At 68.2% G+C, this 12470-nt stretch carries 10 protein-coding genes; 5 read left to right on the top strand and 5 right to left on the bottom strand.

Annotated elements, in window-relative coordinates:
* Position 1: 1 nt before the first annotated feature.
* The gene (locus LZD57_RS21165) at positions 2-733 is read right to left on the bottom strand and encodes a glutathione S-transferase (RefSeq protein WP_233721574.1); all 732 of its coding nucleotides are present in this window, start codon (positions 731-733) and stop codon (positions 2-4) included.
* 246 nt (positions 734-979) lie between these two features.
* Here LZD57_RS21165 and mepA point away from each other — a divergent pair, with 246 nt between their 5' ends.
* Together mepA and LZD57_RS21175 are read left to right on the top strand one after the other, a co-directional pair.
* Positions 980-1963: a penicillin-insensitive murein endopeptidase gene (mepA, locus tag LZD57_RS21170; protein WP_233721575.1), complete on the top strand. Its 984-nt coding sequence runs from the start codon at positions 980-982 to the stop codon at positions 1961-1963.
* Positions 1964-2127: 164 nt separating this feature from the next.
* The gene (locus LZD57_RS21175; protein WP_233721576.1) at positions 2128-3153 is read left to right on the top strand and encodes a glucokinase; all 1026 of its coding nucleotides are present in this window, start codon (positions 2128-2130) and stop codon (positions 3151-3153) included.
* Between the two features lie 513 nt (positions 3154-3666).
* On the opposite strand, the gene LZD57_RS21180 is transcribed toward LZD57_RS21175, so the two are convergent.
* The 3 genes from LZD57_RS21180 to LZD57_RS21190 form a co-directional block, all read right to left on the bottom strand.
* A complete protein-coding gene (locus LZD57_RS21180) occupies positions 3667-4899 on the bottom strand; it encodes a porin (RefSeq protein ID WP_233721577.1) in 1233 nt (410 codons plus the stop codon).
* Between the two features lie 415 nt (positions 4900-5314).
* Entirely contained in the window at positions 5315-7984 is a 2670-nt protein-coding gene (locus LZD57_RS21185; RefSeq protein WP_233721578.1) for an AAA family ATPase, read from the bottom strand.
* A 4-nt stretch (positions 7985-7988) separates the two neighbouring features.
* The gene (locus tag LZD57_RS21190; protein WP_233721579.1) at positions 7989-9125 is read right to left on the bottom strand and encodes a metallophosphoesterase family protein; all 1137 of its coding nucleotides are present in this window, start codon (positions 9123-9125) and stop codon (positions 7989-7991) included.
* Between the two features lie 251 nt (positions 9126-9376).
* On the opposite strand from LZD57_RS21190, the gene LZD57_RS21195 reads away from it, so the two are divergent.
* Positions 9377-9904, top strand: a complete 528-nt coding sequence (locus tag LZD57_RS21195; RefSeq protein ID WP_233721580.1) for a gamma carbonic anhydrase family protein — start codon at positions 9377-9379, stop codon at positions 9902-9904.
* Between the two features lie 248 nt (positions 9905-10152).
* Entirely contained in the window at positions 10153-11265 is a 1113-nt protein-coding gene (locus LZD57_RS21200; RefSeq protein ID WP_233721581.1) for a pyridoxal phosphate-dependent aminotransferase, read from the top strand.
* Between the two features lie 56 nt (positions 11266-11321).
* On the opposite strand, the gene LZD57_RS21205 is transcribed toward LZD57_RS21200, so the two are convergent.
* On the bottom strand, positions 11322-11594 hold the full coding sequence (locus tag LZD57_RS21205; RefSeq protein ID WP_420844846.1) for a hypothetical protein: 273 nt from the start codon (positions 11592-11594) through the stop codon (positions 11322-11324).
* Between the two features lie 465 nt (positions 11595-12059).
* Here LZD57_RS21205 and LZD57_RS21210 point away from each other — a divergent pair, with 465 nt between their 5' ends.
* Positions 12060-12398: a DUF2147 domain-containing protein gene (locus LZD57_RS21210; RefSeq protein WP_233721582.1), complete on the top strand. Its 339-nt coding sequence runs from the start codon at positions 12060-12062 to the stop codon at positions 12396-12398.
* The last annotated feature ends 72 nt before the right edge of the window (positions 12399-12470 follow it).

Consider the following 12470-nt stretch of genomic DNA (forward strand, 5'->3'; position numbering starts at 1 on the left):
GTCACGCGCCGTCGAGTTCCGGATAATGCCGGAAGATGCCATCCTCGTTGAAAGCGAGGCGCCGATCGCTGGAAAGATAAGTGGCGATGCGCTTGCTCGACGCCACCCGCTTGCACAGGGCTTCGACCAGCGGAATCGACTCCGACAGGCTCTGCATCCTGCGCGGGAACGCGTATCTCAGACCCTCGACCGTCTGGAACAGGCCGAGGTCGGCATAGCTCATTCGGTTGCCGACGAGCCAATTGTGCCCGGCCGGATTGGCCGCGACGAGCGCCTCGTACCAGCCGAGGAACTTCGGCATCCGCTCGGCCCGAAATCCTTCGGCTCGCCGTGCGGCCTGCGCCTTCTGGTCTTCATAATACAGCGACACCCCCAGGGGATGGTGCGTGTCGTGCGCTTCGGCGACGAAATCGGCCGTCGTCGCCGCGATCGCCCGGGCGAACAGGCGGTCGGCCTCGCCGTCCGGCGCGAGGCCATGACGCTCGCCGAGAAAAGCGGCGATCACCGGGGCCTGCGACAGGACGAGCTCGCCGGCGACGAGGAAGGGCGGCGCGAAGGGCAGAAGCGCGCCGCGCTGCCCCTCGATGAATTCGAACATCGCAGCAGTTCCCCCGCCATCCGCAGCGTCGAGGCGGGCCATGTCGCGGTAGTCGGCCCCCGCAGCTTCCAGAACGAGACGGACATATTCCCCTCGCCCGGGGATCGAAGGCCAGTAGTAGAGATCATAGGTCATGGTCGTACCCCTTGCTTTCCAACGAGCGCTCGTATCGACCGTCGAGGATAGGTCACGACCGGGAGAAGATCAGGGCCCGTCGCATTTTCAGACCATTCGTCGGACATATCGGTCACGCGCATCCCGGCGTTCGGCACAGGCAAGCCCCGCGTCACCGGGCGGGACTAGAGTGAGCCTGCCCGCACCGAGTCGTCCGGGCGGCAACGCGCGCGGATCGCGCGAAAGCACCGCGCTGAAGGAAGCGTCATGACATTTCGAACTCTTCTCCTCGCTTGTTGCGGCGCGGCACTCGTCGCGAACCCACTCGCCACGGGGATGGCGCGGGCAGAGACGCCGGCGAAGCAGCTGTTCTCCGCCGAACGCCAGCCCTCTTCGGGCGCGGCGCGAAGCATCGGCTTCTACTCCAACGGCTGCATGAGCGGCGCCGCCGAGCTTCGGCCGGACGGACCGGACTGGCAGGTGATGCGGCTTTCCCGCAACCGGCGCTACGGCCAACCGGCGACCATCGCGCTGATCGAGCGCATCGCCGGTCAGGCGGCCCGGGCCGGCATCTGGCCCGGCCTCCTCGTCGGCGACATCTCGCAGCCGCGCGGCGGCCCGATGGCCTCCGGTCACGCCTCCCATCAGGTCGGCCTCGACTTCGACGTCTGGTTCCGGCCGATGCCCTCGCCGCGGCTGACCGGCGAACAGCGGGAGACCTATCCGTTCCGCTCGGTCCTGAAGAAGGGCACGTTCACCGTCGACGACGGGGTCTGGAACGAGAATTACCGCAACCTGATCCGGCTGGCTTCCGAACAGCCCGAGGTGCAGCGGATCTTCGTCAATCCCGGCATCAAGAAGAAGCTCTGCGAGACGGCGGGCCGCGACCGAGCCTGGCTCTCCAAGGTCCGCCCCTTCTACGGCCACGACGAACACTTCCACGTCCGGCTGTTCTGCCAGCCCGGTTCGCCGGGCTGCAAGCCGCAACAGGCCATCGGGCGCGGCGACGGGTGCGACGAACTCGACTGGTGGTTCAACGTCGCGCTCCAGCCGCCGCCGCCCGGCGCAAAGCCGCCGAAGCCAAAGCCGCCGCTGACCCTTGCCGGAATGCCGGCCGCGTGCCGTTCGGTCCTCGCCGCACCGGACAAGGGCGAGGCCGTCGCCGCGACGCCGGCGGGCGGCGCCTATGCCAACGCCTTTGCGCCCGCGCCGCCGGACGTGCCGATCCCGACGGCGCGCCCGCTGCGCTGAAGCGGGCCGGGGACGAGCGTCCCCAAAAGGGCCCCGCTCCACCGGTCCGGAGCGCCTTCAGCATCGCTTCTTCCGCAGGCGGGCTGCCAGGCTTCGGCTTTGCCTTCGCGGCGATGATGTCCTATCTCGGTGCCTTGCGAATCGATTGAAGCGGCGGGCACGAGATGGCAGCGACACGCGACGGCAGCGACGCTCTGAAATTTCCGGTCCTGGTCGGCGACATCGGCGGCACCAATGCGCGCTTCGCCATCATCGTCGACGCCTATGCCGAGCCGAAGATGTTTCCGGTCGTGCAGACGGCCGATTTCGAAAACGTCGACGAGGCGATCCAGACGAGCGTTCTCGACAAGACCTCGCTGCAGCCGAAGTCGGCGGTGCTGGCCGTCGCCGGCCCGATCGACGGCGACGAGATCGACCTGACCAACTGCCCATGGGTCGTCCGTCCGAGGCAGATGATCGAGGGTCTCGGCATTTCCGAGATCATCGTCCTCAACGATTTCGAGGCCCAGGCGCTGGCCATCTCCGCCCTCAAGGACGACGCCCGCACCCAGATCGGCGGCGGCATCGTCCGCGAGGGTGCGAGCCGCGCCGTGCTCGGACCGGGCACCGGGCTCGGCGTCGCGGGTCTCGTACGCGCCCGCAACATGTGGATCCCGGTGGCGGGCGAAGGCGGGCATGTCGACATGGGGCCGCGCACGGAACGCGACTATGCGATCTGGCCGCATCTCGCCACCATCGAAGGACGAGTTTCCGGCGAGCAGATTCTCTGCGGCCGCGGACTGATCAATCTTTATCGGGCGATCTGCGCGGTGAAGTCCGTCGAGCCCTCGCTCGAAACGCCGCAGTCGATCACCGAGGCGGCGATCAACCGCATGGACGCCGAAGCCGGCGAGGCGGTCGATCTCTTCGCCACCTATCTCGGGCGGATCGCCGGCGACATCGCGCTGATCTTCATGGCGCGCGGCGGCGTGTTCATCGGCGGCGGCATCTTCCAGCGGCTGATCCCGGTGATCAAGAAGGATCACGTCCGTGCCGCCTTCGAGGACAAGGCGCCGCATACCGATCTGATGCGCGAGATCCCGCTTTTCGTGGTGACCGAGCCGCTCGCCGCACTCGCCGGTCTCGCCACCTTCGCCCGCACGCCCCGCTTCTTCGGGCTGGAGACGACCGGCCGCCGCTGGGTCGCCTGACTTGTCTGTCGCCCCGGAGCGCGTCGCCCGCTCAGCCTGAGAAACTGCCTGGACTTCGAGACGTCGAGCTGCAGTGAAGCGCCATCGCCGGAGCATCTTTCCCGCGCCCCATCTCGCGCCGGCAAGCGCGCGCGCCCCGGACGGGCGAACCTCGGAAGCGGCGCCGCAGGCGACCGAGGCGCGGTCTTCACCTTCCAAGCACCTGGAAACGACTTGACGCGAGGTCGGTGAAAGCGAGCGGCGCTCGAGCCGGCGACAGGCTGCATGCAGCCGAGTTCGCTCGCTGGCGAAGCGCGGGGCGGTCCGGCCGAGGATCAAGGCAACGCAACCGCCTGCTGCTGAGCACCTCCAACTCCTCCCGTCTCGATGCCGGCTCTCCCGCTTGGCGGTCTTTCGACCCCGTGCGTTGCGCATGGGCCCGGGATGAGACCCTTCAGCGGGGACACACAAAAGCGAAGGGCCCGGCGCTGCGCGCCGGGCCCTTCGTCAAGTCTTGCTCAGATGCTGCTTCGATTAGAAGGAGCGAACGAAGCGCAGGAAGCCAGCCGTCTGGTCGGCGGAGTTGTCGGCGGCGCCGTTGTCGCCGTCGCGGTCGAGGTTGGTATAGGAAACTTCGGCGAGCATGTCGAAGTTCTTGGTGATCTCGTAGCCGACGTTGCCGACGAGCTTGTAGTAGCTGAAGCCGCCGACGTCGACCGACGGACCGACGAGCGGGTTCGCGGTGAAGTCGAAGGTCTCACCGTAGACGCCCGAAACCGCGACGCCGAGCTTGCCGAAGGCCTGCGAGTAGCCGGCGCCGACCTGCCATTCGACCGGGACCGTGGCCAGGACGTTGTCGAGGTCCGTGCCGAGCGTGGCGGCGTTGCTGAACAGGCCGATGGTCGAGTAGGAAGACGGATCGAAAGCGTAGGAACCTTCGATGCGCAGCTCGGAGTCGCTCGCGATCAGATCCTTGAGCGACAGGCCACCCTTCAGAGCGAAGGCACCGTCGTCACCACCGGTGTCGATATCGGTGATGCCGATGCCGCCGACGACCGGAATGAAGGCGTCGATCAGACCGCCGGACTGACGCTCGTCGTAGGAACCGGCGATGTAGACGCGGCCCCAGCCACCCGAGTAGGCCAGGCGACCGACAACGTCCGGGATCCAGTCGCCCGAAGCGTCGTCTTCGATCGAGAGGGCGGCCGAGAAGCCGTCCTGGGCGTAGGTGTAGGAGATGCGGTTGGTCTGGTAGTCACCGACCGGAAGATCCGTATCCGTGAGGAGACCGTCGTCCTCGGTCCACAGCGAGTCGAGGTAACCCATGGTGAGACCACCGAGCTGGATGTAGCCCTGGTCCATGCGGTAAGCAGCGTCGTTCGAGTAGGCACCGAAGGTGTTGGTCGCCTGAATTCGAGCAACGGCGCGCAGGGTGCCGAGTTCGGTCTCTTCGCGAGCGTCGAAGTTCAGACGGACGCGGACCTGGGAGCCGACCTGATAGGTGTCGCCTTCGTCGTTGACGAGATACTCTCTGCCGTTGTCGTCCGTGATCGAGCCGGCAGCATTGATCTGGTAGCGGACGTAGCCACCGATCGACAGGCAGGTCTCGGTGCCCGGGATGTAGTAGAAGCCGGTGCCGTAGACGTCGCAAACCTTGACGTATTCGGTGGGTTCCGGGGCGACCGGTACGATGACGTCCGCAGCGCGGGCGCCGGAGACTGCGACGAGCGCCGCAGCGGAGCCGAGAAGAAGGCTCTTGATGTTCATGTCCTGACCTCCAGTCAATTAATAGGTTAGGGTTGGGCCTTGTATGAAGGACAGCCTTCCCTGCCCCATCCCCTGTGCGAAAGTCCGAAGCCGTTTGCCCCCGCTTTCTGACGCCGACAATATCGAGACGTGGAATCGATGCAATCGCATATCTGCCACACTCCCCCCCTTGAGACGCTTTGGACACACCCGTGTTGCGCCGATGCCACTTTTTCGTTCACCGGCCGGTAACCATCGGCCGAAACCCCGCCGATCGGGGGGTTTTGCGTGACTTCGGACGGCCCGGCGCGAAGTGGGATCGCGTTCGGTCCCCGATTGGCCTCGCAAGGGAGCTTGCGCGTAACTTGACGGTGTCGGAATCGGAAGGTCCGCCGAGCATTGCGGCGGGTCGCCGGATTGGCGCCTCGGCGGCGAATCACACCCGGAACATCGGCGCTCCGAGGTCGCGGAAGTCGCGCTCCCGGCAGGTCAGCACGATCACCTGCAACTCCCGGGCCGCCTCCCGCAGCACCTGATGCATGCGCTCCAGGCGGGTCTCGTCGGTGTTGACCAGAGCATCGTCGAGGATGACCGTCGCCGGGTGCCCGCCCTGCTTTAGGACCTGGGCGAGGGCGAGCCGGGTCACCACCGCGACCTGCTCGCGTGCACCGGCCGACAGCCGGTCGAAGCGTTCTTCCACCCCGGCGCGCGTCAGACCCTTCAGTTCCAGCGTCTCCTCGTCGAGGTCGATGTCGGTCTCGGGATGAATGAGCCGGAGGAACGGTGCGACGCGGGTCTTGATCGGCCCGAGCCAGCGCTCGCGCGCGGCCCGCTGTGCGTCGAGAAGCGTTTTGTAGAGCAGCCGCGAGGCATCGGCTTCGCGGGCGATCCGCGCCCTGCGCCGGTCGAGATCGCCGATCCGCTCGTCGAGAAGCTGGATCGCCTCTCCGAGTCCGCTGCCGCCGGCGACCCGCACCTCGCCTTCGAGGCCGATGGTCTCGTCGCGGAGTTGCTGCACCGTCGCAGTGATCTGGCGAAGCGTCCGCTCGGCCGCCTTCAGCCGCGCCTCGGCGGCCTCCCGCCCCTCTTCCTCCCGCTCGCGGCGCTGCAAAGCGAGCCGGCCGCGCTTGGCCTCGAGATCCGCGTCGGCCTCGGCCAGCCGCTCCAGCAGCCGCGGGCGCGGCACCGCGCCTTCCGCAGTTTCGGCTTCGTTGCGCAAACGCTCGGCCTGCGCCTTCAGATGCGTCAGATCGCTTTCGGCCGCAGCGCGGCGCAGCGTCGCCGTCTCGCTATCCTGCGACGCGACCCTGTAGCGCTCGTCCGCCGCCGTGGTTGCGCGCCGTGCCTGGTTCAGCGCCGCAACCAGGGATTCGGCAACCTCCTCGGCGTCCTCTCCGGCGATCGGCGAAGCGCCGCCGCCCGCGTCTTCCGCGACGGCGGCGCGCAACCGGCCGACGGCGGCCTCGGCGGCCCGCAGCCGCGCCCTCGCCGCGTCGAGCCCCTCCGGCACGAGGGCGTCGCGGCGGGCGGAAAGGAGCTTCAGATCGGCTTCGAGTTCCTGGCGCGCCGCGAACAGCCGCCGGGCGTCGTCGCCGCGCGCCACGCCGCAGCCCTTCAACAGCCCGGCGAGCGCCGATTGCGCCTCTCGCAATTCGGTTTCGAGATTGGCCGCGCCGCCACCCGGCTCGATCGTCATCGCGCCGAAACCCTCCAGCAGGTAGCGGCTGCGCGAAAGCACCCGCAGCGGCTCGCCGGGCGCAACCGCCTCGCCACCGACGGAGCGGACCGATTTCCCCGCCTCGGGCTCGAAGACGACGGCCGGTGCCGTCACCTGCAGGCGAACCTCGCAGTCCCGCTGCCGGCGCTCGGCCTTGTCGATGGCCGTCAGGGTCTTCTGGTCGATCGTTGCGAGATCGCGCTCGGCCGCGCGCATGGCGATCCGCTCGGTCAGGTCTCCAGCCTCGGCGACGACGGCGTCGAGGCGGTCCCGCGCGGCGCTTTCGCGGGCGAGATCGGAGCGTCGCCGATGCGCCTCGTGGCGATCCTCGGCCATTTTGAGGGCGGCGCGGGCGGCATTCTGCGCCTTGACGGCATCGTCCACCGCCCCGACCGCGACGCGCGCGGCCGCATCGATTTCCGCGAACTCGGCAGCCGCCGTCTCGAACGCCCGCCGCGCCGCCGTTGCGGCCTTGACGAGATCGTCACGCCGCTGCAGCGCCTCGACGGCCCCGGCGCGCACCGCCTCGACCTGCCGCAAAGCGCTTTCCGCCGCCTGCCACTCGCGCTCGCGCTCTTCGGCCCGGCGCAGGCTGGCTTCTGCGGCGCGCAAGCCTTCTTCCGCTTTCTCTACAGTTCGTTCGTCCTCGTAGCCTTTCAGTGACCGGCGCCGATCCTCCAGCCGCTTCAGCTTCTGATCGAGATCGGCCTGCGCGGCGCGCTTCTCGCCAAGCTCCTGGCGCGCAGCGGCCAGTTCGTCGTCGATCGCCTTCAGCGGCCCGTTCGCGGCCTGCCGCCCCGTCGCGGTAAAATGCCGGTCGTTCAGCGCCTTGGCGGCAAGGATCAGCGAGCGTCCCCGCTCGCCGCCGAGGATCGTGCCGACCTCCCCCTCGAGCGAGGCCGTCACCGCGTCGCGGCCCGCGCCGATGTCGAGACCGGTGTTCGATCGCCCCTGCTCGACCCAGAGGAGGCCGAAGGCGCCCTGATGCTCGGACAGTTTCGAATCGCCGCGGCCCGGATGGGTGAAGCCGAGAAGTTCGGCGAGCTTCTCCTCGACGGCATCGCCGGAGACCGGCGTCTGCCAGGGTCCTTCGAGTTCGGCGGCCGGGCGGGTCAGAAAGCTCTTGGTCAGCCGGTAGTCGGCGCCTCCATGGGAGAAGGAAACCGCCACCGTCGGGCGGCGCCCGTCGCCGCCATAGGGCAGGAAAGCCTCCACCGCTTCGCCGCGGCCGCGATATTTCTGGAAAAAAGCCGCCCGCAAGGCTTTCAGCAGCGTCGACTTGCCGGCCTCGTTGTCTCCGACGACGACGTTGAGGCCGGGATCGAAGTTTTCGAGATTGGCGTCCGTGAGCGCGGCGAACTCGCTGACGCGGAGCGATTTCAGATACATTTCCTCAGCGCTCCGGTCCGGACAGCCGCCGATGCTCGACATAGGCCATGCGCAGCGCCAGCTGCGCCGTCTCGCGCTCGGGATCGGCCGGATCCGCGGCCTTGGCCCGCAACGTCTCCACGGCAGTGCGCACGAAGCCGGAGAGGTCGATCCGGTCCAGGTCGTCTTCGTCGGGCTCGTCGAACAGATCGTCGTCGCGAATGTCGAGGCAGAAGAAGCGATCGCGCCAGTGACCGAGCGTCTCCTCCAGCCGGAGCCGCTCGCGCAGCGGCAGGCTGCCGGCGAGCGTCAGCTTCAGAAGCGTCCGGCCCGGTTCGGCAAAGGACGCGAACAAGGGATCGAGCCCTCCGACGTCTCCCTCGAGGCGCTCGGCGCGCGCCTCCCATAGATAATGAGCGACCGGCACCCGCTCGATGCGCGGCACCTCCCCCGGTCCGTCGAGCTCGACCAGCGCGACGAAGCCCGGCTCGTTGGCGGGATAGCGGTCGGGCTCCGGCGTCCCGGCGTAGGCGGTCCGCGGCGCGATGCCGGCCAGGAAGCCGTGCCAGTCGCCGAGCGCCAGATAGTCGAGGCGGGCCGTTTCGGCGCGGGTCTCGGCGATGGGATTGCCGGCATCGGCGCCTTCCGGCAGACGGTTTTCCAACGCGCCGTGGGCGAGGCCGACGCGGACGGCGCCCTCCGGCGTTTCGGCCTGATCGAACCAGCGGGTGAGATCGGCGCCTTCGTGGCGGCGCACCAGCGGCGCCGGCAGAATGGCGAGGCGCCCATCCGGAAGCACGATCGGCGCCGGCTCGTCGGCGACGATCACGTTCGTCAGACCGCGCCTTGCGGCAAGGCTCCGCAGCCGCCCCCAGACGCTGCCGGTCACCGCCGTGTCGTGATTGCCCGGCAGGAATACCCACGGGCCCGGAAAAGCCGCCATCTGGTCGAGCACGCGATTGACGTCCCGCTCGGCGACCGTGTTGTCGTCGAAGGCATCGCCGGCGACGAGCACCGCATCGACCTGACGCCCGGCGGCCAAAGCGGCGATCCGACCGACGGCCGCAAAGCGCGCAGCGCGCAGCTCCACCCGCCGCTCCTCGTCGAAACCGCCGAAGGGCTTGCCGATCTGCCAGTCCGCCGTATGGAGAAGCCGGATCATTCCGCGCGGTTACTCTCGTCGTCAATCTGGGTTTTCGGGGCGAGAATCGGCTCGCACCCTCGCGCCCCACCGTCCCGGATGGCAAGTGCGCCGGTTCACCGGTGACAGGCTTTTCAACGACTTTTCGCCGCCGCGCCGGCACTTCGGACGAAGCGGGAGCCACCCGGCTCGCGAACTCCTGCCGGCAGCTTGACCCCGCCCGCACCGATCGCGCAAGTTCGCCGGAAAGCGAACGAACGGGAGGAACGGCGATGCCGGTCTATCAACTCGGCGAGGATCGGCCGGACATCGGCGAGGACGTCTTCATCGCCCCGAACGCGCAGGTGATCGGCCGCGTGCGGCTCGGCAAAGGGGCGAGCGTCTGGTTCGGCGCGGTGATCCGCGGCGACAACGAGTGGATCGAGATCGGCGAAGCGACCAACATTCAGGACAACGCCGTCCTCCACAGCGATGCCGGCCTGCCGCTTTCGATCGGCGCCGGCTGCACCATCGGCCACGCGGCCATCGTCCACGGCTGCACGGTGGCGGACAACGTGTTGATCGGCATGGGCGCGACGGTGCTGAACGGAGCCAGGATCGGCAGAGACTCCATCGTCGGCGCCAACGCCCTCGTCACCGAGGGCAAGGAGTTTCCCGACCATTCGCTGATCGTCGGTGCACCGGCCAAGGCCGTCCGCACGCTCGACGAGGCGGCGGCGGAAAAGCTCCGCGAATCGGCCCGGCACTATCACCGCAATGGGCAGCGCTTCTCGGCGGGGCTGAAGCGCGTCGACGGGTGAGCGCCACGACGGGCCTGCCGCGGCCTCTTTTCCCGTCGGGAAACTTTGCGTAAGAGCGAGAGGCGTCGGAACCGGCCCTCGGTTTTTCCGGATTTCGCCGCACCTTCTGCCCGGCGTCGAAGCTCTGCGTGTGTCCGGCGACCGGACGCGCCGACGTCTTCGAACGCCGGTGCCGAGATTCTCGCCCTCGTCGAACGAACCGCCCGGCCGGCAGCCTGCACCGGCCACGCCCTCGCCGGAACCGCCCGATGCCACTTTTCACCGATCTCGCCCGCTCGCTTCCCGCCACCGTTCCCTTCGTCGGACCGGAGGCGCTGGAGCGGCGCATGGGCGTGAAATTCCGCGCCCGCCTCGGAGCGAACGAAAGCGTCTTCGGGCCGTCGCCCCGGGTGGTCGAGGCGATGGCCCGGGCGGCGCGCGACAGCTGGGCCTATGGCGACCCGGAACAATACGAGTTGAAGCAGGCGATCGCCGCCCATCACGGCATCGGCATGGAGACCATCGCCGTCGGCGAGGGGATCGACGGGCTGCTCGGCCACCTCGTCCACCTCGCCACCGACCCCGGCGATACGGTGGTGACCTCCTACGGCGCCTATCCGACCTTCAACTATCACGTCGCCGGCCACGGCGCGCGGCTCGACTTCGTGCCCTACCGGTCCGACGACCACGAGGACCCCGGGGCGCTCATCGAGCGGGTCAGGGCCGTTCGTCCGAAGCTCGTCTATTTCGCCAATCCCGACAATCCGACCGGCAGCTGGCACGACGCCGCGACGGTCGAACGGCTGATCGACGCAATTCCGGAGGAGACGATCCTCGTCCTCGACGAGGCCTATGTCGACTTCGCCCCGCCGAAAAGCCTGCCGAAGATCACGACGATGCGGCCGAACCTCCTGCGCTTCCGCACCTTCTCGAAGGCCTACGGCATGGCCGGCGTGCGCGTCGCCTATGTCGTGGGCGAGCCGGCGTCCATCGCCCAGTTCGACAAGGTGCGCAACCATTTCGGCGTGTCGCGCATCGCCCAGGCCGGGGCGCTCGCGGCGCTGGCCGATCAGGCCTATCTCGGCGCGGTCATAGAAAAGGTCGCGCATGCGCGCGAGGAACTGTCGGCGATCGCCCGGCGGGCCGGCCTGACGCCGCTTCCCTCCGCCACCAATTTCGTCGCCATCGACTGCGGCGGCGACGGGACCTATGCGCGGACGCTGCTTCCCGCCGTCCTGCAGCGCGGCGTCTTCATCCGCATGCCGGGCGTGGCGCCGCTCGACCGGATGATCCGGGTCTCGGCCGGGCGGCCGGAGGACCTGGCGCTGTTCGAGGACGCGCTGATCGGCGCGATCGACGAGGTCGGGCGTCCCGAGCGCTGAACGGGGGCCGCGGCCGAGCCCTCACGGGGAGCCGCATCCCTCGGCGAGGGCCAAGCTCAGTGCAGCGTCAGCCACGTCCGCGCCGCGCGCAGCGCCGCCGCGATCTCGGCCTTCGACATCTCCGCCGCGATGTCCCGGCGGTGAGCCGCCGCGCCGTCGATACCCTTGCGATCCGCGAGATTGAAATACATGTGGGCGGCGACGCGATCCGGGGCACCGGCGCCGCCGATCGCGGCGCGCATGCCGAGTTGCATGAGGATCGCGCCGTCGACGAAGCCGGCCCCGTTATCCGCCAATCGATCGAATGCGGTGGTGTCGATATGTGCCATGGTCCCTGTCCCGTCTTGTTTTCTTGTGACCGGGATTTTCGCGTCTCCGCTTGAAAGGGCGCTTAAGATTTTCGCTTAATTCGATCTAAATGCCGATTGCTGCCGCAACGGTAAATGAATTCGAACTCGTCTTCTTTGATCGGCGCCCGCATCGGCCGCTCTAACACGAAATATTTTGCTTTGATCACGATTGGGGGAGTGCTCTTCCCCAGCGATATGAAGACGGTTAAGTCCGCCGCCATGCGATGGTCGTCGCCTGGGGGCCGTAAACGAGCCGCCGGGGCATACGTCACATTCGATGAGAGGGCGTCGACGGCGAACGTTCAGGCCGCTGCAGCCGATCCTACGACCGATCGAGCCAGCTTTACCTCGTGCGGAATGGACTGCACGAGAGCCGTCGGCAGCGGCGATTTTTCAGGCCGTCGCCTTCGGCTCCGGCCAAAGAACATCGATGAGGAAACACGGATGAAGTCTTTCGTTCTCGCCACGGTGCTTGCCGCCGCATTCGCAACGCCTTCCCTTTCGGCCGAACCGATCCTCGGCAAATGGCGCGCGCCGGGCGGCGGCATCGTCGAGGTCAGCAGCTGCGGCGGAAGCTATTGCGCCACCGTCGTCTCCGGCCGGCACAAGGGCAAGGCGGTCGGGCGGATGTCCGGCTCCGACGGAACCTACGAGGGCCAGGTCACCGACCCGCGCGACGATCGCACCTATTCCGGCTCGGCGACCGTCAGCACGACCCAGCTCAAGCTGACCGGCTGCGCGCTGAAGGTGTTCTGCAAGACCCAGGTGTGGACGCGGGTCTAAGAGATCGGTCGCGCCTGCCCGGCGGTTTCCGCCCTTCATCGGTCGTTCGCCGCATGCGGCGTTTCGTCCCGC

Source organism: Jiella avicenniae (assembly GCF_021390325.1).
In the GTDB taxonomy this organism is placed as follows: Bacteria; Pseudomonadota; Alphaproteobacteria; order Rhizobiales; family Rhizobiaceae; genus Jiella; species Jiella avicenniae.

Excerpts from the sequence above, each read along its gene's own strand:
- LZD57_RS21165 (WP_233721574.1), bottom strand. The coding sequence starts at position 733 with ATGACCTATGATCTCTACTACTGGCCTTCGATCCCCGGGCGAGGGGAA.
- LZD57_RS21195 (WP_233721580.1), top strand. The coding sequence starts at position 9,377 with ATGCCGGTCTATCAACTCGGCGAGGATCGGCCGGACATCGGCGAGGAC.
- mepA (WP_233721575.1), top strand. The coding sequence starts at position 980 with ATGACATTTCGAACTCTTCTCCTCGCTTGTTGCGGCGCGGCACTCGTC.
- LZD57_RS21205 (WP_420844846.1), bottom strand. The coding sequence starts at position 11,594 with ATGGCACATATCGACACCACCGCATTCGATCGATTGGCGGATAACGGG.
- LZD57_RS21180 (WP_233721577.1), bottom strand. The coding sequence starts at position 4,899 with ATGAACATCAAGAGCCTTCTTCTCGGCTCCGCTGCGGCGCTCGTCGCA.
- LZD57_RS21200 (WP_233721581.1), top strand. The coding sequence starts at position 10,153 with ATGCCACTTTTCACCGATCTCGCCCGCTCGCTTCCCGCCACCGTTCCC.
- LZD57_RS21175 (WP_233721576.1), top strand. The coding sequence starts at position 2,128 with ATGGCAGCGACACGCGACGGCAGCGACGCTCTGAAATTTCCGGTCCTG.
- LZD57_RS21210 (WP_233721582.1), top strand. The coding sequence starts at position 12,060 with ATGAAGTCTTTCGTTCTCGCCACGGTGCTTGCCGCCGCATTCGCAACG.
- LZD57_RS21185 (WP_233721578.1), bottom strand. The coding sequence starts at position 7,984 with ATGTATCTGAAATCGCTCCGCGTCAGCGAGTTCGCCGCGCTCACGGAC.
- LZD57_RS21190 (WP_233721579.1), bottom strand. The coding sequence starts at position 9,125 with ATGATCCGGCTTCTCCATACGGCGGACTGGCAGATCGGCAAGCCCTTC.